The sequence below is a fragment of the Agromyces soli genome, assembly GCF_022811605.1.
In the GTDB taxonomy this organism is placed as follows: Bacteria; Actinomycetota; Actinomycetes; order Actinomycetales; family Microbacteriaceae; genus Agromyces; species Agromyces soli.
On record NZ_CP094533.1, the window covers coordinates 304,994 to 326,353 of the forward strand.

General features: G+C 72.1%; 20 protein-coding genes. 11 read left to right on the top strand and 9 right to left on the bottom strand.

The features are described 5' to 3' along the window. Positions 1-12: 12 nt before the first annotated feature. Positions 13-657, bottom strand: a complete 645-nt coding sequence (locus MTP13_RS01490; RefSeq protein ID WP_243569305.1) for a GNAT family N-acetyltransferase — start codon at positions 655-657, stop codon at positions 13-15. A 141-nt stretch (positions 658-798) separates the two neighbouring features. Beyond that, entirely contained in the window at positions 799-1,671 is an 873-nt protein-coding gene (locus MTP13_RS01495) for an NAD-dependent epimerase/dehydratase family protein (protein ID WP_243569306.1), read from the bottom strand. A 59-nt stretch (positions 1,672-1,730) separates the two neighbouring features. Between MTP13_RS01495 and MTP13_RS01500 the strand changes: the two genes are divergently transcribed. From MTP13_RS01500 to MTP13_RS01535, 8 genes are all read left to right on the top strand, one after another. Then, a complete protein-coding gene (locus tag MTP13_RS01500) occupies positions 1,731-2,270 on the top strand; it encodes a winged helix-turn-helix transcriptional regulator (RefSeq protein WP_341680885.1) in 540 nt (179 codons plus the stop codon). Positions 2,271-2,454: 184 nt separating this feature from the next. After that, a complete protein-coding gene (locus tag MTP13_RS01505; RefSeq protein ID WP_243569307.1) occupies positions 2,455-4,056 on the top strand; it encodes an HNH endonuclease signature motif containing protein in 1,602 nt (533 codons plus the stop codon). Next, positions 4,053-4,622 carry a cysteine hydrolase family protein gene (locus MTP13_RS01510; protein ID WP_243569308.1) on the top strand — a complete coding sequence of 190 codons (570 nt, stop codon included), beginning with the start codon at positions 4,053-4,055 and terminating at the stop codon, positions 4,620-4,622. Before MTP13_RS01505 ends, MTP13_RS01510 begins: the two co-directional genes overlap by 4 nt. A 165-nt stretch (positions 4,623-4,787) precedes the next feature. Continuing rightward, positions 4,788-6,272, top strand: coding sequence for a helix-turn-helix transcriptional regulator (locus MTP13_RS01515; protein ID WP_243569309.1), 1,485 nt, complete (start codon positions 4,788-4,790; stop codon positions 6,270-6,272). Between the two features lie 130 nt (positions 6,273-6,402). Then, positions 6,403-7,854, top strand: coding sequence for an NAD(P)/FAD-dependent oxidoreductase (locus MTP13_RS01520; protein WP_243569310.1), 1,452 nt, complete (start codon positions 6,403-6,405; stop codon positions 7,852-7,854). Beyond that, on the top strand, positions 7,851-8,237 hold the full coding sequence (locus MTP13_RS01525; protein ID WP_243569311.1) for a cupin domain-containing protein: 387 nt from the start codon (positions 7,851-7,853) through the stop codon (positions 8,235-8,237). The genes MTP13_RS01520 and MTP13_RS01525 overlap by 4 nt, the downstream gene beginning before the upstream one ends. Before the next feature lie 63 nt (positions 8,238-8,300). Beyond that, positions 8,301-9,677 (top strand): NAD-dependent succinate-semialdehyde dehydrogenase, encoded by a 1,377-nt coding sequence (locus tag MTP13_RS01530; protein ID WP_243569312.1) that lies wholly within the window; start codon positions 8,301-8,303, stop codon positions 9,675-9,677. 4 nt (positions 9,678-9,681) lie between these two features. Next, entirely contained in the window at positions 9,682-10,491 is an 810-nt protein-coding gene (locus tag MTP13_RS01535; protein ID WP_243569313.1) for a nitrilase-related carbon-nitrogen hydrolase, read from the top strand. A gap of 44 nt (positions 10,492-10,535) precedes the next feature. Here the strand turns inward: MTP13_RS01535 and MTP13_RS01540 are convergent, their stop codons facing one another. Together MTP13_RS01540 and MTP13_RS01545 are read right to left on the bottom strand one after the other, a co-directional pair. Then, positions 10,536-11,132, bottom strand: a complete 597-nt coding sequence (locus tag MTP13_RS01540) for a TetR family transcriptional regulator (protein WP_243569314.1) — start codon at positions 11,130-11,132, stop codon at positions 10,536-10,538. After that, positions 11,129-12,610, bottom strand: a complete 1,482-nt coding sequence (locus MTP13_RS01545; RefSeq protein ID WP_243569315.1) for an APC family permease — start codon at positions 12,608-12,610, stop codon at positions 11,129-11,131. The genes MTP13_RS01540 and MTP13_RS01545 overlap by 4 nt, the downstream gene beginning before the upstream one ends. 144 nt (positions 12,611-12,754) lie before the next feature. Between MTP13_RS01545 and MTP13_RS01550 the strand changes: the two genes are divergently transcribed. Then, positions 12,755-13,897, top strand: a complete 1,143-nt coding sequence (locus tag MTP13_RS01550) for a DmpA family aminopeptidase (protein ID WP_243569316.1) — start codon at positions 12,755-12,757, stop codon at positions 13,895-13,897. Here MTP13_RS01550 and MTP13_RS01555 read toward each other — a convergent pair. From MTP13_RS01555 to MTP13_RS01575, 5 genes are all read right to left on the bottom strand, one after another. Then, positions 13,894-14,556: a hypothetical protein gene (locus tag MTP13_RS01555; protein WP_243569317.1), complete on the bottom strand. Its 663-nt coding sequence runs from the start codon at positions 14,554-14,556 to the stop codon at positions 13,894-13,896. The two genes, MTP13_RS01550 and MTP13_RS01555, sit on opposite strands and share 4 nt — an antisense overlap. Then, positions 14,553-15,206 carry a hypothetical protein gene (locus tag MTP13_RS01560; RefSeq protein WP_243569318.1) on the bottom strand — a complete coding sequence of 218 codons (654 nt, stop codon included), beginning with the start codon at positions 15,204-15,206 and terminating at the stop codon, positions 14,553-14,555. Before MTP13_RS01560 ends, MTP13_RS01555 begins: the two co-directional genes overlap by 4 nt. Before the next feature lie 92 nt (positions 15,207-15,298). After that, complete coding sequence (locus MTP13_RS01565; protein WP_243569319.1) at positions 15,299-16,042, bottom strand: winged helix-turn-helix transcriptional regulator; 744 nt, start codon at positions 16,040-16,042, stop codon at positions 15,299-15,301. A 10-nt stretch (positions 16,043-16,052) separates the two neighbouring features. Then, positions 16,053-16,490, bottom strand: coding sequence for a VOC family protein (locus MTP13_RS01570; protein WP_243569320.1), 438 nt, complete (start codon positions 16,488-16,490; stop codon positions 16,053-16,055). 102 nt (positions 16,491-16,592) lie between these two features. Further along, entirely contained in the window at positions 16,593-18,149 is a 1,557-nt protein-coding gene (locus MTP13_RS01575; RefSeq protein WP_243569321.1) for a PucR family transcriptional regulator, read from the bottom strand. Between the two features lie 181 nt (positions 18,150-18,330). Here MTP13_RS01575 and MTP13_RS01580 point away from each other — a divergent pair, with 181 nt between their 5' ends. Together MTP13_RS01580 and MTP13_RS01585 are read left to right on the top strand one after the other, a co-directional pair. Beyond that, positions 18,331-19,896, top strand: coding sequence for a CoA-acylating methylmalonate-semialdehyde dehydrogenase (locus tag MTP13_RS01580; RefSeq protein WP_243569322.1), 1,566 nt, complete (start codon positions 18,331-18,333; stop codon positions 19,894-19,896). A gap of 30 nt (positions 19,897-19,926) precedes the next feature. Next, positions 19,927-21,333, top strand: a complete 1,407-nt coding sequence (locus MTP13_RS01585) for an aspartate aminotransferase family protein (protein WP_243569323.1) — start codon at positions 19,927-19,929, stop codon at positions 21,331-21,333. Positions 21,334-21,360: the final 27 nt, after the last annotated feature.

The following is a 21,360-nucleotide window of genomic DNA, read 5'->3' on the forward strand; positions in this document are numbered from 1 at the left end:
CGCGCCCGAGGCTCACGCCAGCAGGAACGGGCGCGCCGCTTCGAATCCCTCAACCTCGAGCTCCCACTCGGGGCGCCGGAACTCGGAGGCCTCGAGCCGCAGCCGCACCTCGTCCTCCACCACGCCGGCCCGCGGTGAGCGGCGGGCGATGCCGTTGTCCCGATAACCGAGCTTCGTGGAGACAGCCAGCGAGGACGAGTTCCACTCGTACGCCTCCGACTCCGCGACCGTCGCACCGAGGTGGTCGAATGCGAAGCCGAGGAGGGCCGCCCGCATCTCGGTGCCGAGGCCGAGTCCTTGGCGGGAACGGGTCAGCCACGACCCGCTCGACACCGTGCGGAGCACGGCGAAGTTCGCCGCCCGCAGATCCTGGACGCCGATCGGGCGGCCGTCCTCGAGCACCGCGAAGAGGAGGTTCCAGGCATCCGGGGCGACGCCCGCGCGCTCACGCCAGACGAATCGCGCGAGGTTCGGCAAGAGCTCGTCGCGCGGCGCGTCCGTCCACGGGAAGCCGAACGGGGTGCGCTCGGCATCATGGACCCCGTCGAGCGCGGCCTGGGCGAGACCCGGGAGATCGGCATCCCGCACCGGTCGCAGCTCGAGCCGCGGCGTTCGCAGCCGAAGTCGGAAGACGGGCCAGACGTCGAGGAGATCCATCCGTCGACGATACCGGCGGGGATGCGGGGCGCTCGATCGCGCGTGCTGAGCCTCGTCGTGCTGAGCCTCGTCGTGCTGAGCCTCGTCGTGCTGAGCCTCGTCGTGGTGAGCGTCGTCGTTCGTCCCCTCCGAGCGTCGTCGTCACCGAGCGTCGTCGTCCCGAGCGTCGTCGCCGAACACCTCCTCGAGCAGGCTGCGGTGGGCCGGCCGCCAGCCGAGCGCGCGCGCCTTCTCGCCGAGCGCGCGCTGGTCGAGCAGCAGGGCGTCGGCGAAGGGGGTGCCGAGGCGCGCCCGCGTCTCCTCGAGCGACTCCTCGACCACGGAGCTGGCGCGTCCCGCGGCGACGGTCGCCTCGCCGATCGCACGCACGGTCAGCGGTCGGCCGTCGACTGCGATGAGCCGTCCCTGCTGCTGCGGGTGCTCGACGGCGATGCGGTAGAGCCGCGCCAGGTCGCCCCGGTGCACGAGGCTCCAGTGCTGTCGGCCGTCACCCACGAGCCGGACCCGGCCATCCGGTCCCGGTGTCGTGAGGAGCTCGGGAATCCCTCCGGCACCGTAGACGACGCCCGGTGCGACGATCGTCGCGGAGACGGGTCCGGCGAGGAGCTGCTCTTCGAGCGGCACGCGCCACGCCACGATCTCCGGCGGGTCGAGCGGACCGTCGTCCTGCAGGGTCGCGCCCGAACCGTACTCCCAGATCCCGCTCGTGTGAACGAATCGCCGCCCGGTCGCCGCGAACTCGTTCTCGACGGCGTCGAGGACGGCAGCATCGAACTCGGCCGCGCCGCTCGTCGGCGCGGCGGTGTGGATGGCGGCCTCGGCATCGGCGAGTTCGGTGCCGAACCAGCTGGCGTCCGTCACCTCGCCGAGCCGCGCGACGGCGCCTCGAGCTGCGACCGCCCGCGCCGACTGCTCGCTCCGGACGACGGCGCGCACCTCGTGTCCGGCCTCGACGAGCTCGTCGAGCACCGCCGAGCCGATGGTCCCGGTTGCCCCGGTCAGTAGGATTCTCATGTCGGCAACGCTATGGACGCACCGCCGGTTACTTCAACGGAACTTCCCTCGAGGAAACCATGACGCCGGACGGGACGCCGCCGATGCCTCAACCGAACCCACACACCGCCACCGTCGCTGCCGCCACTGCCGCCACCGCCGCCGTCTCGGCCATCGCCGGGGGCACGGAAGCGCGCGACGCGCGACCACCCGCCGGCGCCGCCGAGGAAGCGCGCGACGTGCTCGCCCCGGACTGCCCGAGCCGCGTGGTGTTCGAGCGGATCGGCGAACGCTGGACCATGTTCGTACTGCTCGCGCTCGAACGGGGCGGCACCTTGCGCTTCGGCGAGCTCCGCGAGCGCGTCGGCCGTGTCACCCCGAAGGTGCTCACCGAGACACTGCGAGCGCTCGAAACCGACGGCTTGATCGTGCGCCGAGCATTCCGCGATTCTCCGCCGCGCGTCGAGTACTCGCTCACGGAGCTCGGCACCTCCTTGCTCGACCCGATTCGTGCGATGCGCGAGTGGGCTGAGGCGCATGTCCCTGAAGTGCTCGCGGCTCGCGACCGCGCGGCGGACGCCGAGCGGCAGCCACGCCGTGCGTCCTCAATTCGCACATGAGTTCGAATCTCACCATTTCCTCCTCCAGGTCGGAGTTCCTGAGCATTCATCGATGCGGCACGATCTCGATGCGCCATGCTGGCCGGTAATCTCGAGAGTAGTCGAGCGCATCGACCGCATTCGGAGTTATCCACAGGTCGAATCTTTCTTCGAAACTCTTGCCCGACCGGGTCAGAATAGAGGTATGCACTCCACGACCGCCGTCGCCCCCTTCGCCGAAGCCGCCGCCGATGCCGTCGCGACCTGGGCGGGCGCGTTGGCCGGGGCGGCGAGCGGCGTCGACGCCGAGGTGCATGCGATGAGTGGAGCGGGGCTGGTGCGCACGGTCGAGGCACTCGCCAGAGCGGCACGCGCCCTCGAGGCCCTGCAGGCTCGGTGCGCGGCCGAACTCGCCGACCGATCGTGCGGAGAGGTCGATGCCGATCTCGCCCGCGAGCACGGCTTTCCCAACGCGGCCAAGCTCCTCACTGCGGCCGGCGGAGGGCGAAGCATCGACGCGGTCCGCCTCATCGAGGTCGGGCGAGCGATCTCCGCCCGGCGCAGCTTCTTCGACGACGAGCTCCCGGCGAAACGCCCGCATGTCGCCGCGGCGATGCAGCGAGCCGAACTCTGCGTCGATGCGGCGGGCATCATCGTTCGCTTCCTCGATCGCATCGCCGCCCGCTGCGAGCCCGAGGCGATCGCCTCAGCCGAAGACCTGCTCGTCGAACGCGCGCCCGCCGTCGGCGTCGACGGCGTGCAGGCGCTCATGAAGCGACTCGAGGCTCACCTCGACCCCGACGGAGTGCAGCCGCGCGAAGACGAGCTCCGCGCTCGACGCTCGCTCTCGATCCGCGAAGACCGTTTCGGCATGGTGATCGTGCGAGGCGCCTTCGACCCCGAGAGCGGGGCCGCGATCAAGACGGCGGTCGATGCGCTCGTCGGCGCCGCACTGCGCGCCGGGCGAGGCGGCAACCGCACGAACCGCGCTGACCGCGGCGGTGGCGCACTCGGCGATGGTGCGTGCGACCGCGGCGACCCCAGCGACCACGAGCCCGTCAGCCGCGCCTCCGTCGACCCGCTGTTCCGCGAAGATCGCTCGATCGCGCAGCTCAATGCCGACGCGCTCGCCGATCTCGCCCGGCACGCCCTCGGCTGCGGCGACGCACCGACCGCGCTTCGTCGCGTCACCGTCGTCGCCAGAGTCGACGCCGAGGCGCTGACCAGCGGCGCGGGCCACGCGACGATCGACGGCATCGAGCAGCCGGTCTCGATCGCGACCGCCCGCGCCCTCGCACTGAGTGCGGGCATCAGCCCGCTCCTGCTCGGCGACAGCCGGGCGCGACTCGACCTCGGCCGCGCGGCTCGACTCTTCAGCGCCGAGCAGAAGCTCGTGCTCGTCGACCGCGACGGCGGCTGCGCCTGGCCGGGATGCCTCAGGCAGCCGGGCTACGCCGAGGCGCACCACATCGCGTGGTGGCAGCGCGACGAGGGGCGCACCGATATCGGCAACGGCATCATGCTGTGCAGCCACCACCACCATCGGGTCCACCGCGACGGCTGGCGCATCCACGTGCACGACGAGCGCAGCTGGTTCGTCCCGCCGGCGCATCTCGATCCGCAGCAGGTTCCCCGTCCGGGCAACCTCGCAAGTGAGCGACAGATCGCCGAACGATTCGCCAAGCACCGAGGCGCTTCCCCCGGCGCTCCCCGCGGCGCTCCCCGTGATGCTCACCGCGATGCTTCCCGACGAGGTTCGCGGGGGGCTGCCGCGAAGCCGTCCGCTCCAGCTAGCGTGAGCGCATGACCCGCACGCTGCTCATCATCGACATCCAGCAGGACTACTTCCCCGGCGGCCGGCACCCGCTGGTCGGGCCGGAGGCCGCGGCCGAACGGGCAGCCGAGGTGCTCGCGGCATGGCGCGAGCGCGGCGAGCCGGTCGTGCATATCCAGCACGTCTGGGATGCTCCGGATGCAGCGTTCTTCCAGCCGGGCACGCCGGGCGTCGAGATCCACCCGAGCGTGGCCCCGCGCGATGGCGAGACGCTGCTCACGAAGGCACTTCCGAACGCCTTCCTGGGCACCGGTCTCGAGCGCGTGCTCCGCGAACAGCACGCCGCGACCGCCGCAGAGGGCGCGCCGCAGCTCGTCGTCATGGGCATGATGTCGAGCATGTGCGTCGACGCCACCGTCCGGGCCGCGGCCGACCTGGGCTTCCAGGTCACCGTCGTGCACGACGCCTGCGCAGCGCCCGACCTCGCCTTCGGCGGCGTGACCGTGCCCGCCGCCCAGGTGCACGCCGCGTTCATGGCCGCGCTCGGCGACAGCTACGCAGCGGTCACGAGCACCGAGGAGCTCCTGACCGCGAACTGACCCAGCGCGCCCGCCCGGCACTTTGGCACTTCGGCGCTTCTTCACCCGAATGCGCCTAATTCCGCCCGCATCAGCCGCAAGAGGACGACTCAGCGCACCACCGGGTCAGAATTTTCACAGAAGTTCCGTTTGCAGCATCCGCGATCGCGTGTGACCATCGTTGACATGATCGCCGTCGATCCAACCCCGCCCGAGCCGGGCACCCCCGCCGCCACCGCCGGCGAGGTCGACGCGCTCACGCTCGGCCGCCGCATCCGCGAGCACCGCACCGCCCGCGGCATGACGCTAGGCGAGCTGGCCCGCGCGATCGATCGGGCGCCCAGCCAGGTCTCCGCGATCGAGAACGGCAAACGCGAGCCGCGCCTCTCGATGCTCCGCACGATCGCCCTCGCGCTCGGCACCACGGTCGACGAGCTGCTCCGTGCCGACGCACCGAGCGAGCGCGCCGCGCTCGAGATCGCCGTCGAACGCGCCCAGCGCGGTCCCGTCTTCTCGGCACTCGGGCTCGACCCCTTCCGAGTCGCGAAGACGATGAACGACCAGACTCTGCAGACGATCCTGGCGCTGCACAACGAGATCGATCGCCTGCACCGCGAGCGCGCGGCGACGCCGGAGGAGGCCCGCCGCGCGAACGCCGAGCTGCGCGCCGAGATGCGCGCCCGCGACAACTTCTACCCCGAGCTCGAACGCGTCGCCGCCGAGCTCCTCGAAGCGGTCGGCCACACCGGCGGCCCCGTCTCGCACCAGCTCGTCGCCGACATGGCCTCGCACCTCGGCTACTCCCTGCACTACGTCGGCGACCTGCCGCACTCGACGCGCTCCGTCACGGACAAGCGGCACGGGCGCATCTACCTGCCGACCCAGCAGTCCCCCTCGCGCGATTCCCGCTCGCCGATCCTGCAGGCGCTCGCGAGCCATCTGCTGCACCACGAGGAGCCGCGCGACTACGGCGAGTTCCTGCGCCAGCGCGTCGAGACGAACTACCTGACCGCGGCCATCCTCCTGCCCGAGCAGGCCGCCGTCCGCTACCTCGCCGAGGCGAAGAACCTGCGCCGCATCTCGATGGAGGAGCTGCGCGACCACTTCGCGGTCTCCTACGAGACCGCCGGCCATCGCTTCACGAACCTCGCGACCGCCCGCCTCGAGATCCCGGTGCACTTCATGAAGGTGCACGAGTCCGGCACGATCATCAAGGCGTACGAGAACGACCGCGTCCGCTTCCCCTCCGACGCGCTCGGCGCCGTCGAGGGCACGACCGTCTGCCGCAATTGGACGGCTCGCACCGTCTTCGACGTCGAGGACCGATTCAGCCCCTGGTACCAGTACACGGACACTCCGTCCGGCACCTTCTGGTGCACCTCCCGCATCGAGAAGGCGAAGGAGGGCGAGTACTCGGTCTCGGTCGGCGTGCCGTTCGAGCACGTGAAGTGGTTCCGCGGCCGGGAGACGCCGCACCGCGCCGTCTCCCGCTGCCCCGACCCGAGCTGCTGCCAGGCGCCCGAGGGGCTCGCCGACAAGTGGGCGGATGCCTCGTGGCCGGCCGCGCGCACGCCGACGAGCCTGCTCGCCGCGCTGCCGACCGGCACGTTCCCGGGCGTCGACCAGACCGAGGTCTACGAGTTCCTCGAGCAGCACGCCCCCACGAGCTGACCCGGCGACCGCGGATCGCATCCCGTCAATCTGTCCGGAGCCGCCCCGATTCCGCGACAGCGGCGGGCTGGCGGCCCGGCCGCCGCCGCGTCAGGATGGTGGGAACCAAACACGCATCGGAGTGATCCCCGTGGGCACCACCGTCTTCGAACGACGTCGACCCTCTTCATCCGTCATCGAGCACGCGCTCGCCGACACCCGCCACTCGGTCTTCTGGCGGGACGACCTGCCGGAGGCGCTGAAGCCGTCCCGGCCCAAGCTCGCCGGCTCCATCGTCGCCGACCTCGTCGTCGTCGGCGGCGGCTACACCGGCCTGTGGACGGCGCTCCTCGCGAAGGAGCGCGCGCCCGAGTCGCACGTCGTCCTCGTCGAGGCGAAGCGCGTCGGCTGGGCGGCGTCCGGCCGCAACGGCGGGTTCTGCGAGGCGAGCCTCACGCACGGCCGGGAGAACGGCCTCTCCCGCTGGCCGAAGGAGATGCCGCTCCTCGACCGCCTCGGACTCGAGAACCTCGACGCCATCGAGGCGAGCGAGCAGCGCTACGGCATGGACTTCGAGTTCGAGCGCACCGGCCAGCTGGCCCCCGCGATCGAGGAGCACCAGCTCGAGTGGCTGCGCGAGTGGGCCGACGAGGCCGCCGCCGCGGGCGAGGCCGACGAGGTCGTCTTCCTCGACGAGGCCGCGGCGCAGGCATCCGTCCACTCCCCGACGTATCTCGGCGCGGTGTGGGAGAAGCGCACCAACGCGATGGTGCACCCGGCGCGTCTCGCGGCCGAGCTCGCCCGCGTCGCCGAGGAGCGCGGCGTCGAGATCTTCGAGCAGTCGCCGGTGCGCCGCCTCGACACCCCCGGGTCGACGGGCGCCGTGAGCGTCGTGACCGACGGCGGACGCATCGACGCGAAGCACGCGGTGCTCGCGACGAACGTGTTCCCCTCGCTCCTGAAGCGGAACCGTCTGATGACCGTGCCGGTCTACGACTACGTGCTCATGACCGAACCGCTCTCGGCCGAACAGCTCGACTCGATCGGCTGGAAGGACCGCCAGGGCATCGGCGACATGGCGAACCAGTTCCACTACTACCGGCTCTCGAAGGACAACCGCATCCTCTTCGGCGGCTACGACGCCGTGTACCACTACGGCCGCAAGGTGCGCGAGCAGTACGAGAACCGCCCCGAGTCGTGGGAGAAGCTCGCGAGCCATTTCTTCACGACCTTCCCGCAGCTCGAGGGCCTGCAGTTCAGCCACCAGTGGGCCGGCGCGATCGACACCTCGACCCAGTTCACGGCCTTCTTCGGCACGGCGCGCGAGCACCGCATCGCGTACGCGGCGGGCTTCACCGGCCTCGGGGTGGGCTCCACCCGCTTCGCCGCCGAGGTCATGCTCGACCTGCTCGAGCGTCGCGACAACGAGCGCACGCAGCTCGAGATGGTCCGCAAGCGCCCGCTGCCGTTCCCACCCGAGCCGGCCGCCGCGATCGGCATCAACGCGACGCGCTGGTCGCTCGACCGCGCCGACCACAACCGCGGCAAGCGCAACGTGCTGCTGAAGACGCTCGACACCCTCGGCCTCGGGTTCGACTCGTGAGCACCGAACAGCAGGGCGCCGAGCAGCAGGGCACCGAGCGCCTCGCACCCGGCGCGCTCGTCGACGGCCCGGCCGTCGCCCTCGAGCACGAGCCGGTGCCCGCCGAGCAGTCCGTCGCCGGCGCTCCGACGACGGCGTACCTGCCGCTCGACGTGTCGGCCGGCGGCGAGATCGGCATCTGGGAGATGAGCCGCGGCACGATGCGCGACACCGAGGTCGACGAGGTGTTCGTCGTCCTCTCGGGCGACGCGACCGTCGAGTTCGTCGAGCCCGCCCGCGAGGCGATCGTGCTCGCGCCCGGCTCGGTGGTGCGCCTCGAGGCCGGCATGCAGACCATCTGGACCGTGCGCGAACCGCTGCGCAAGGTGTTCATCGAGCGCTGAGCGCGCCCGCGCGGCGGCGAGCCGCGCACGCATCAGACCACGAAGACGAAGGAGAGAGCCAAGATGGCGAAGTACCGGGTGCAGAACCCAGCGACCGGCGAGATCGTCGAGACCTTCGAGGTCGCGACCGATGCGCAGATCGAGCAGACGCTCGCGGCGGCCGACGGCGCCTACCGCGAGTGGCGCGAGCGCAGCGTGCAGGAGCGCGCCGCCGCGGTGAAGCGCGTCGCCGAGCTGTTCGAGGAGCGCAAGGAGGAGCTCGCCCGCCTCATCGCGGTCGAGATGGGCAAGTCCCTCGCCGAGTCGATCGACGAGGTCGAGTTCGCGACCGCGATCATCGACTACTACGCGGTGCACGGGCCGAGCCTCATCACCGACTACGAGATCCCCTCGACCATCCCCGGCAAGGCGGTCATCGAGCAGCTGCCCATCGGCACGCTGCTCGGCGTGATGCCGTGGAACTTCCCCTACTACCAGGTGGCCCGCTTCGCGGCCCCGAACCTCGTGCTCGGCAACACGATCATCCTGAAGCACGCCGACATCTGCGCCCGCTCGGCCCTCACGATCCAGGAGATCATGGAGGAGGCGGGCGTGCCCGTCGGCGGCTACCAGAACGTGTTCGCCTCGCACGAGCAGATCGCCACGATGATCGCCGACGACCGGGTGCAGGGCGTCTCGCTCACCGGCTCCGAGCGGGCCGGGGCGATCATCGGCGAGCAGGCGGGCCGGCACCTGAAGAAGTGCGTGCTCGAGCTCGGCGGCATCGACCCGATGGTCGTGCTCGACGCCGACGACGTCGCGAGCGTCGCGAAGGCGGCCTGGGACTTCCGCGTCTACAACGGCGGCCAGGTCTGCAACTCGAACAAGCGGATGATCGTCATGGACGACATCTACGACGAGTTCGTCGCCGAGCTGAAGAAGCTGGCCGACGGCCTCGTCCCCGGCGACCAGCTCGCCCTCGGCGAGGGCGAGTACGCCCCGCTGTCCACCCGAGTGGCCGCCGAGACGGTGCACGAGCAGGTGCAGCGCGCGGTCGCCGCCGGTGCGACGCTCGAGGCGGGCGGCGTGCTCTCCGACGGCCCCGGCGCGTACTACTCGCCGGCCGTGCTCACGGGTGTGCCGCGCGACTCCGCGTCGTACCGCGAGGAGATCTTCGGACCGGTCGCGACCGTCTACCGGGTGCACAGCGACGAAGAGGCCCTCGAGCTCGCGAACGACTGCGACCTCGGCCTCGGCGGCTCGGTGTTCTCCACCGACGAGGCCCGCGCGGCCCGCATCGCCTCGCGACTCGAGGTCGGCATGACCCACGTCAACACGATCGCCGCGGAGGCCGCGGAGCTGCCCTTCGGTGGCGTCAAGCGCTCCGGCTTCGGTCGCGAGATGGGACCGATCGGCATCGGCGAGTTCGCGAACCGCCGCCTGTCCTTCGTCGCGAAGTAGCGAGATGAACCGGCACGCGGGGACCGCCCGGGAGCGCGAGCTCCGGGTGGTCCTCGCGCAGCTCGCGGCGGCCCCGCGCGATCTCCGGGCGAACGCGACGACCATCCGCGACGTGCTGGCGGGCCATCCGGATGCCGAACTCGCCGTCTTCCCGGAGCTGTTCCTCTGCGGGTACACCGGCGAGCGGGTGGCCGAGCTCGCCCTGACGCTCGACGACCCGCTGCTCGCCGAGCTCGCGACGGCCTGCGCCGAGTCGGGCACGGCGCTCGCCTTCGGCTTCGCCGAACGCGGCGAGCGCGGCGAGCGGGATGCCTCGTACCCCGACAGCGCCGTGCACAACGCGCTCGCGATCATCGACGCCGAGGGCCGGCTCGCCGCGGTGTACCGCAAGCGTCTGCTGTTCGGGGCGGAGGCGGAGGCCTTCGTCGCGGGCACCGACGACGTGCTCGGCACGGCAGCGGGCACCGCGATCGGCGCGCTGATCTGCTTCGACATCGAGTTCCCGGAGCCGGCGCGCCGGCTCGCCCTCGCCGGGGCCGAACTGTTGGTCTCGGTCGCCGCGAACATGGCTCCCTACCTGCCCGACCACGAGCTCGCCTCGCGGGCCCGTGCCCTCGACAACCGCCTGCCGCACGTCTACGTCAACGCCGTGGGCGAGGCGGAGGGGCTCCGCTTCGTCGGAGGTTCGCGCGCGGTACGGGCGGACGGCTCGGTCGCCCTCGAGCTCGGCGCCGGTGAGGAGGTCGCCGAGGCCCGGCTCACCGTGGGCGCGGCGGTCGACCCCGCAGTGGACTACCTGCGCTTCCTGCGCTGAACCGCGCGCCCGTCTCACACCTCGCGCACCTCCCGCACATCGCCTCAGCCGAGCGCGCAGTCCAGTGCCAGCTCGGCGTACTCGACGACGGCGCGGCGGCACGCCGCCCGGTCGAGCTCGACCCCGATCAGCGGGTAGAGGTCGTAAGCGTCCTCGAGTGCGACGAGGTTGCGCGCGATGGTCGCCTGCTCCTGCCGCGGCCGGAACGCGCCGAGCGCCGTACCGACCTCGATCGTCGAGCGGTACAGCATCACCTGCCGCTCCACGATCGAGCGGTGCAGCGGCTTGTACTGCGGCTTCTCGCGCAAGAGGCCGATGCTCTCGTAGACGAGTCGGAGGTCGTCGCTGATCACGTCGGGCACGCCGGCTTCGATGAGCGCGCGGAGTCTCGCCGCGGCATCCGGTTCCCGTTCGGCGATCGCGCGGCGGCGCTCGTAGAACTCCTCGAGCACGCCCTCGACCGCGGCGAACTGCAGCTGCTCGAAGCTGTCGAAGTAGTAGAGCACGCTGCCGGCGCTCACCTCGGCCTCGGCGGCGACGGCCCGCACATTGGCCTGGGCCATCCCCCGCTCCCGCGCGACGCGGCGCAGCGCCGCGACGAGGTCGTCGCGGCGCTGCGCGTGCTTCGCGGATCGCGTCACGCGTCGGCCCGTTCGTCGTCGAGGTTCTCGGCGAGCGCGGCGTAGCGGCCGGGATCGCGTCGGCGGATGATCATGGCGATCACGATACCGACGATGAACAGCAGCGGGGTGGGCGCGAGCAGCACCCAGTTGATCGGCCCGGTCATCGTCGTCACGATCTCGAAGTTGAACGCGATGAGCAGGAACCCGGTGATGAGCCCCGCCGCCCCGATGGCCGGGGCGACGAGCACCCGCCAGACGCTGTGCCCGCGGCGGTTCCGCGCGAAGAAGCCGACGACGGCGACCGCGGCGACCGCCTGGGCGAACACGAGGCCGGCGACGCCGGTGGCGTACGTCCAGATCGCGAACTGCAGGAAGGGATCGGCCCCCAGCAGGAACGCGACGAGGATGGCGGCGACGGCGATCACGCTCATCACGGCGCTCGCGACGTACGGCGCCTTCGTCTTCGGGTGCGTGCGGCCGAGCGCGGCCGGCAGCAGCCGCTCGCGGCCGAGCGAGTAGAGGTAGCGGCTCGACGCGTTGTGGAAGGCGAGCAGGCACGCGAAGAAGCTCGTCACGATGAGCACCTGCATGACGACCGCGGCCCAGTCGCCGAGATACTCGGCGCCGGCGGCGAACACCATCGTCTCGAAGGCGTCGCCGCGGGCGATCTCGATGACGCCGTCGGCGCCGAACGCGACGGTGAGCATCCAGAACGTGAAGGCGTAGAAGACGCCGAGGAAGCCGATCGCGAGGTACGTGGCGATGGGCACGGTGCGCCGCGGGTTGCGGGCCTCCTCGGCGTAGATCGCCGTGCCCTCGAAGCCGAGGTAGGCGCCGAAGCCGACCACGAAGAGGCTGCCGGCGCCCGCGGCGAAGAAGATCTCCTTGGGGTCGAAGGGGGCGGCGCTCCACGGCTCGGGACCGCCCTGCACCAGCACAGCGACGGACAGCACGAGGAGGATGGCGACCTCCGCGGTCAGCAGCACGCCGAGCACCTTCGCGCCGACGTCGATCTTGCGGTAGCCGAGCAGCGCGACCACGGCGGCGGCGATCAGGGACCAGACCACCCAGGGCAGCTGGATGCCGAAGAGGCCGCCGAAGGTGAGTTCACCGAAGAACCCGATGAAACCGTAGAAGCAGACCGTCAGGATCGCGTAGGCGAAGATCGTCACGAACGACACCCCGAGGCCGGCCGGCTTGCCGAGGCCGCGCGAGACGTAGGCGTAGAAGGCGCCGGTGTTGCGCACGTGCGTCGACATGGCCGTGAAGCCCAGGGCGAAGAGGATCAGCACGACGGCGCACACGAGCATCGCGCCCGCCGCGCCGATGCCGCCCATGCGCATCGAGGTCGGCGCGGCGCTCGCGACGACGGTGAGCGGCGCGGCGGCGGAGACGACGAAGAAGACGACGTCGCCGACCCCCAGCCGGCCGGCGGCGAGGGAGCCTCTTCGGGTGGACGGGGCACGCTCGGCGGTGTTGATCGGGTGTTCAGACATCATCGTCTCCTCGGCCTGGGGGCAGCCGCGTTCGGTGCGGCGGAATCTGAACGCTCATTCAACCCATGCCGCCGCATGCTGTCAAGGGTGCTAGCGTGATCGTCACCCGAAAGTTGAACGGGCGTTCGAGAACGAGGAGTGTCGATGACGACCACCAGCCAGTCCCCCGTCGAGTCCGCGCGGGCCAGAGACCTCGGGGTGCCCTTCGAGGGCGCGCCCGGTCCCGCGAACGCGATCACCGACGTCCCCGGGGTGCAGGTCGGCTACACCACCCTCGTGAGCGGCCCCGAGGACGCGGGCACCGCGCGCACCGGCGTCACGGCCATCCTGCCGCGCGGTCGCGACGGTGTCGGCGTACCCTGCGCCGCCGGCACGTTCTCGCTGAACGGCAACGGCGAGCTCACCGGGCGCAGCTGGATCGACGAGGCCGGCGCCCTCGCCCTGCCGATCGCGATCACGAACTCGCACGCCGTCGGCGCCGTGCACCAGGGCGTCGACGAGTGGGTGCACGAGACGCACCCCGAGGTGTCCGCGCAGTGGATGCTGCCCGTCGTCGGCGAGACGTGGGACGGCTACTTGAACGAGATCAACGGCGGGCACGTGCGCGCCGAGCACGCGCGCGCGGCGCTCGACGCCGCCACGGGCGGCGCGATCGCCGAGGGCAACGTCGGCGGCGGCACGGGCATGAACTGCTACGCGTTCAAGGGCGGCACCGGCACGGCGTCGCGCGTCGTCAGCACCACGGGCGGCGAGTACACCGTCGGCGTGCTCCTGCAGGCGAACTTCGGCGACCGCGACGAGCTCCGCCTCGCCGGCCGGCCGCTCGGCCGCGAGTCCGCCGCCCCGAAGCCGATCGAGGACGACGACTGGTTCGTGCGCGACGGCGAGCGCACGACGGCCGCTGCCGGCGCCGGCAGCGTGATCGTCGTGGTGGCGACGGATGCCCCGCTCCTCCCCGGGCAGTGCGAGGCCCTCGCCCGACGAGTGCCGCTCGGCCTCGCCCGCACGGGCACGGCGGGCAGCCACTTCTCGGGCGACATCTTCCTCGCCTTCTCCACCGCGAACCCCGGCGCCCTCACCTCGCAGCTCGGCCGCGGGGCGAACCAGGGGCTCGAGCGGCTCGACTTCGTGCCGTGGGGCGCGATCGACCCCCTCTACCGCGCCACGGTCGAAGCCGTCGAGGAGGCCGTCGCGAACGCCCTCGTCGCCGCCCGCGACCTCGTCGGCCGCGACGGGCACGCGAGCTACGCGCTGCCCCACGAAGAGGTGCGCCGGGCGTTCGCCTAGCCGCAGAACTCCTTCGGCGCCCGGGGCTCGGCCGAGGAGCCGATGCTCATGACGACATCCTCGACCACGATGAAGTCGATCCAGCCGCCCTCCTCGTCGCCGACCGCGTAGCCGAAGGCCTCCGCGCTCACCTGGGCGATCTGCTGCAACTCCGGGTATGCGGCCGTGAGCTCGTCGGTGCTCGAGCCGAGGCCGATGCCCTCGGCGGTGCGCGGCGCGACGGGCAGTGCACCGGAGGCGTCCGGGGAGCCGGAGACCCACACGTCCTCGACGCGGTCGCCGGACTCGGAGACGATCAGCAGCAGCGCCGCGGCATCCGACGAGTCCTCCACGGGCGAGAGCGTGGAGAGCCTCGGGCAGCTCGCGTCGACGGGCGCGAGTTCGAAGGCCGAGAGCGGCTCGGCGACACCGGGGAACACGGCGCCGCGCTCGACCGGGCCGAATCCCGCCCCGCTGATGACCCAGGTGGTGACGTCGGCGGGGTCCGGGGCTGCGACGGTCGTCGCGGGGCTGGGCGTCGGCGCCGGGGGCGGCGTCGGCGTTTCGCTCGCCGTCGGGCTCGGCGTCGGCTCCGGCGCGCTCGCGCAGCCCGCCAGCAGCAGCGCGGCGATCGCGAGGCCTGCGGCGACCGCGACGGACGTGCGGCTGGGACGGTTCATGCGCACAGCTCCTGCGGGGTGAACTTCGTGTCGGCGGCGGCGATGCCGCCCACGACACCGTCGACCGCGGTGAAGATGATCCATCCGGCCCCGTCGTCGCCGACGGAGTACACCGTCGAACTCGGCCGCTCGATGACGAGCTCGAGCTCCGGGTAGGCGGCCTGGAGTTCCGCGACGGTCGCTCCCAATCGAATCCCGGCTTCGGTCGCACCGCCGTCGCGCAGCCCCTCCGGATCGCGGGCGGAGCCGAAGACCCAGACCCGGTGCACCGAGGATCCGTCCTCCGAGCGGATGACGAGGACGTCGGCGGCGTCGTCGCGTCGCAGGTAGACGAGCTCCGGGCAGAGCCCCGACGGCTCGACCGAGTAGAACTCCGTCAGCGCGTCGATCGCCCCGGGATAGGCCGCCCCGCGCTCGATCGGCCCGATCCCGTCGGCACTGATCAGCCAGCTCGACGGATCGGACGGGTCCGGCGCGGCCGTCGTCGGTGTGGGCGCCGGCGTGGTCGTGGCCGACGGCGTCGGCGTTTCGCTCGCCGTCGGGCTCGGCGTCGGCTCCGGCTCGCTCGCGCAGCCCGCCAGCAGCAGCACGGCGATCGCCGCGATCGCCCCCGCGATCCTGGCGCGCCCGCCCGCGCTCGTTCCCGTCATCGTCTCCCCCGGTCGATCACCTTCGATGTCGGCTCAGCGTATCCGCCGACGAAGGTCGGCGGGCCGCCGCGGAGGTATCGCTCCGATAACGCCTACGCGACCGCGGCGCCCGCAGCCCCCGCAGCGCCGGGCGGCGGCCCGACGGGCTCGATGCGGAAGGTGCGGGTGAACCGCTCGAGCAGTTCGGCATCGCCCGTGAAGGGCGTGGTCCCTGGCCGGCCCGCCACGCCGTCCGCGAGCAGCGCACGCAACGCCGCCGGCGCCAGTTCGAGCTCGAGCACCGCCTCGGGCACCGGCTCGAGCGCGGAGCGCCGTCGCGGCTGAGGCAGCGCGCCGGAGCCGACGGGGACGACGTCGAGCGTGCCGGCGACCACGATCGCCGAGACCGCCACGGGCGGCTCCGCCCCGGAGAGCGTCAGCACGTACTCGGTCGGCGGGAGCGCCGCCGCGGCATCCGGCCGGAATGCCGCGGAGAGCGCGAAGCCGAGCGCGTCGGCGCTCATCGTCTCGCCCTCGCCGGGATCGCCGAGGACCGACCAGCCCCAGCGCTCGAGCGCCAGGACCACGGGCTCGAGGCCGCGGCCGAGCGGCGTCAGCTCGTAGCCGCCGCGCACGCTGGGCACGCGGCGCACGAGGCCCGACTCCTGCAGCTCCTTCAGGCGGTCGCTCAGGATGTTCGTCGGGATCCTGGGCAGGGACGCCTTGAGGTCGCTGTACCGGCGCGCACCGCCGAGGAGGTCGCGGACGATGAGCAGCGCCCATCGTTCGCCGACCCGCTCGACGGCGCGCGCGACGCCGCTGTACTGGCCGAAGCCGCGCGCGGCGCGGGTGCCCACGGCCGCCTCGTCAGGCCTGGCCGGCGAGGTACGCGTCGGGGCCCTGCTCGGCCGCCGCCTGCTCCATGAAGAGGAACTCGAGCACATTGCCGTCCGGGTCCTCGAGGTCGCGCGAGTACATGAAGCCGTAGTCCTGCGCCTCGCGCGGCTCGGTGCCGCCCGCGGCGAGACCCTTGGCGAGCACCTCGTCGACGCCCTCGCGGGACTCCCGGCTGAGCGCGATGAGCGCCTGCGCGTGCGTCTTCGGGTCGATGATCTGCTTGTCGGTGAAGGTCGCGAGGTAGTCGCGGGTGAGCACCATGAAGTACACGTTCTCGTCGAGCACGACGCAGGCGGCGTTCTCGTCGGTGAAGAGCGGGTTGATGCTGAAGCCGAGCGCCTCGTAGAACGCCTTCGAGCGCTCGAGGTCGGTCGTGGGGAGGTTCACGAAGATGCTGGTGGCGGTCATGGCGTGCTCCGATTCGTCGTCGAGATGGTGCGTGGACGCCTTTAGCTTGCTCTTTGCAAGTCAACTTGTCAATAGCAAGTAAACGGATGCCTCGCCCCGGGCTCAGCGACTCCCGCTCCGCCGCACGAGCAGCGCGAGGTGCAGCGCCGTGAGCGTCTCGCCGTCGTCGAGATCGGCGTCGAGCAACTCGGCGATGAGCGCGATCCGCTGGTAGAACACCGAGCGCGACAGGTGCGAGGCCGAGGCGGCCGCCGTGCGGTTGCCCGGGTGCGCGAGCATCGCGGCGAGCACGTCGAGCAGGTCGCCGCCGCGGGCGAGGTCGTACTCGATGAGCGGGGCGAGCATCCGCTCGCCGTGCTCCTGCAGGCGATGGTCGTCGCGCAGCGAGGTCACGAGCCGCACGAGCGGGCGGTCGTCGGCGCGCCGGACCACGGGCCCGCGCGTACCCCGCGGCACCGGCACCCGGGCGAGATCGCGCGCCTGCTGCACCGAGGCGAGCAGCTCCGCGAGGCCGTGCGCGGCCTGGCCCACCGAGAGCACGAGCCGCTCGCGGGCCGCCGGCTCCTCGACGAGCGAACGGGCGAAGGCGAGCACGCCGGTCTCGTCGACCGCGAAGCGCGTCGCCTCCGGCAACGAGACGAGCAGCACGGCGGCCGGGGCCTGCCCCTCGGCGAGCGCGCCGGCGAGGGCCCGTCCGCCGAGCGCGCGCGCCGCGGCATCCGCCCGCTCACCCGAGATCTCGGCGCCCGAGGCGACGACGCCGAACTGCACCCCGTGCGCGATCGGCAACCCGGCCGCCTCGAGCCGGGCCGCGGCGTTCGGCAGCGCCGCGAAACGCCCCTCGAGGAGCGCGTCGACGAGTCGCTGCCGCCCGATGCGCGCCCACTCGTCGCCGCCCGCGTCGGCCAGCCGCCCGAAGGCGAGCGCCGTCGCGCCCTGCTCGAGCACCGCATGGCGGCCGGCGGGATGCTCGGGGCCGGCGAGGGCCACGAGGTGTCCCCAGCGCAGCCCGCGCGCCTCGACCGGCACGATGAGCCAGCCGTCCGCGTCGCCGCGGTGCGCACGTCGGGAGCGCGCCTCCCACTGCCGCAGCAGCGGCTCCTCCTCGCTCGGCGGCACCTCGGCGCTCACGACCTCGTGCGCGAGGTTCTCGAGCACGACCCCGGAGCCGAGCGTCGCCGCGAGCTGGCGCACGATGAAGTCCGCCGGGGAACCCCGCAGCGCGAGTCCGGTGAAGCGCTCGCGCACCTCGTCGCGGGCGACGAGCGCGGCGGTCTGGGCGGAGATGATGCGGCCGTGCACGGCCTCGGTGAGGGCGACGAACTTCACCTCGCGGTGCAGCGCGACGAGCGCGAGGCCCCGGCGCTCCGCCGCCTCGGCGACGACGGCGGGCACGTAGCGGTAGTGCACGCCGAGCTCGAGCACGAGGCCCGCGAGCCCGGCGTCGACGAGGCCGCCGATCAGCGCGGCCAGCTCTTCGGGCTCGGTCGGCCAGCCGGAGCCGGTCGTGAGCAGCAGCTCGCCGCCGTCGAGGAGGCGGGCGACGCCGGCGCTGTCCGAGACATGCGCCCAGCGCACCCGGGCGTCGAGCGCCTCGCCGCCGACGAGCACCTCGGGCACGCCCTCGGCGAGCGCCGGGAGGGCGAGGAGCTCGCGCACGGTCGGCAGTCCCGCACCGTCGGCGACCGAGCTCGGACGTTCCGTTCGGATCGACTCATCTTCGCGACGATCTGCCACCGCTTCACTCACTTCGGCTCTGCAACACTGGGAAACACAAGCTTAGCCGAGCTCCGGGCATTCTGTCCGGACCGGCCTGTTCCACCCCGCAGAAGGAGACGCAATGAGCACGACCGAGACCGCATCCGCCACGAGCTCGACGGCCCAGGTGCCGGTCATCGGCCATTGGGTCGACGGCGGCCACCGCGCCTCGAGCTCGGGCCGCACCGCCCCCGTCTTCAACCCGGCCACCGGCGCCGTCCAGGCCGAGGTCGCCCTCGCCGACCAGGCCGAGATCGACGCGGCCATCGCCTCGGCCCAGGCCGGCTTCGAGATCTGGAGCGGCTACTCGATCGCCAAGCGCCAGACCGTGCTCTTCGCCTTCCGCGAGCTGCTGAACGCCCGCCGCGGCGAGCTCGCCGCGATCATCACCGCCGAGCACGGCAAGGTGCTCTCCGACGCGATGGGCGAGATCCTCCGCGGCCAGGAGGTCGTCGAGCTCGCGACCGGCTTCCCCTCGCTCATCAAGGGCGCCTTCTCCGAGAGCGCCTCGACCGGCATCGACGTCTACTCGATCAAGCAGCCCCTCGGCGTCGTCGGCATCATCAGCCCCTTCAACTTCCCGGCCATGGTGCCGATGTGGTTCTTCCCCATCGCGATCGCCGCGGGCAACGCCGTCGTGCTGAAGCCGAGCGAGAAGGACCCGAGCGCCGCCCTCTGGCTCGCCGAGCTGTGGAAGGAGGCCGGCCTGCCCGACGGCGTCTTCACCGTGCTGCAGGGCGACAAGCTCGCCGTCGACGGCCTGCTCACCTCGCCGATCGTGCAGTCGATCTCCTTCGTCGGCTCCACCCCGATCGCGCAGTACATCTACGAGACCGCCTCCAAGCACGGCAAGCGCGTGCAGGCCCTCGGCGGCGCGAAGAACCACATGCTCGTGCTGCCCGACGCCGACCTCGACCTCGTCGCCGACCAGGCCATCAACGCGGGCTACGGCGCCGCGGGCGAGCGCTGCATGGCCATCTCGGTCGTGCTGGCCGTCGAGCCCGTCGCCGACGAGCTGATCGCGAAGATCACCGAGCGCATCGCGAAGCTCAAGATCGGCAACGGCGCGGGCACCGACGCCGGTGACGGCACGCTCAGCGAGCCCGACATGGGCCCGCTCATCACCGCCGTGCACCGCGACAAGGTCTCCTCCTACGTCGACATCGCCGAGGCCGACGGCGCCGAGATCGTCGTCGACGGCCGCGGCTTCACCGTCGACGGCCACGAGGACGGCTTCTTCTTCGGCCCGACCCTGCTCGACAAGGTGCCCACCACCTCGCGCGCCTACACCGAGGAGATCTTCGGGCCGGTGCTCTCCGTCGTCCGCGTCGCGAGCTACGACGAGGGCCTCGAGCTCATCAACTCCGGCCAGTTCGGCAACGGCACCGCGATCTTCACGAACGACGGCGGCGCGGCCCGCCGCTTCCAGAACGAGGTCCAGGTCGGCATGATCGGCATCAACGTGCCGATCCCCGTGCCGGTCGCCTACCACTCCTTCGGCGGCTGGAAGCAGTCGCTGTTCGGCGACGCGAAGGCCTACGGTGCGCACGGCTTCGACTTCTTCACCCGCGAGAAGGCGATCACGAGCCGCTGGCTCGACCCGGCCCAGCACGGCGGCATCAACCTCGGCTTCCCGCAGAACCACTGACCCGGCCTCGCTGAACCGGCAAGGAGCATCATGACCGACACGCTGACCCAGACCGCCAGCTACACCGACCGCCACGGCGCGGCGCACGCCCTGCCCGACGCCGCCGGCGACGCGCAGGTGCGCGCGGACGACCGCGCGCACGTGTTCCACTCGTGGAGCGCGCAGGCCCTCATCGACCCGCTGCCCGTCGCCACGGGCGAGGGCTCGACGTTCTGGGACTACCAGGGCAACGCCTACCTCGACTTCTCGAGCCAGCTGGTGAACCTGAACCTCGGCCACCAGCACCCCGACCTCGTCGCCGCGATCCAGCAGCAGGCGGGCCGGCTCGCGACGATCCAGCCGTCGATGGCCTCCGATGTGCGCGGCGAGCTCGCCCGCCGCATCGCCGAGGTCGCCCCCGGCGACCTCGACAAGGTGTTCTTCACCAACGGCGGCGCGGACGCGAACGAGTACGCGGTGCGGATGGCCCGCCAGGTCACCGGGCGCCGCAAGGTGCTCTCGATGTACCGCAGCTATCACGGCTCGACCGCCACCGCGATCTCGCTCACGGGCGACCCGCGGCGCTGGGCGAACGAGCCGAGCGACGGCAGCGTCGCGCACTTCTTCGGCCCCTACGAGTACCGCTCCGCCTGGGGCTCGACGAGCCCCGAGGAGGAGACGGCGCGCGCCCTCGCCCACCTCGAGCAGGTCATCGTGCTCGAGGGCGCCTCGACGATCGCCGCGATCATCATCGAGACCGTCGTCGGCACGAACGGCGTGCTCGTGCCGCCGCCCGGCTATCTGCAGGGCGTGCGCGAGCTCGCCGACCGCTACGGCATCGTCTACATCGCCGACGAGGTCATGGTCGGCTTCGGCCGCATCGGCGAGTGGTTCGCGGTGAACCACTTCGGCGTGACCCCCGACCTGATCACCTTCGCGAAGGGCGTGAACTCGGGCTACGTGCCGCTCGGCGGCGTCGTCATCTCGCAGCGGATCGCCGCGCACTTCGACACGGTCGCCTTCCCGGGCGGGCTCACCTACTCGGGGCACCCGCTTGCCTGCGCGGCCGGCGTGGCGACCTTCGAGGTGTTCGAGCGCGACGGCATCCTCGAGCGGGTCCGCGACCTGGGCGAGCGCGTCGTCGCCCCGCGCCTCGCCGAGCTGCAGGCGAAGCACCCCTCGGTCGGCGACGTGCGCGGCCTCGGCCTGTTCTGGGCGATCGAGCTCGTGAAGGACCGCGAGACCCGCGAGCCGCTCGTGCCGTTCAACGCCTCGGGCGCCGCCGCCGCCCCGATGGCCGCGTTCGCCGCGGCGTGCAAGCAGAACGGCGTCTCGCCGTTCGTGCACTTCAACCGCACGCACGTCGCCCCGCCGCTCGTCATCACCGAGGACGAGCTCGTGCGCGGCCTCGACGTCATCGACGAGGCCCTCACGGTGGCCGACGGCTACACCGTCTGAGCCGCCTGCGACCCCGACGATCGCCCG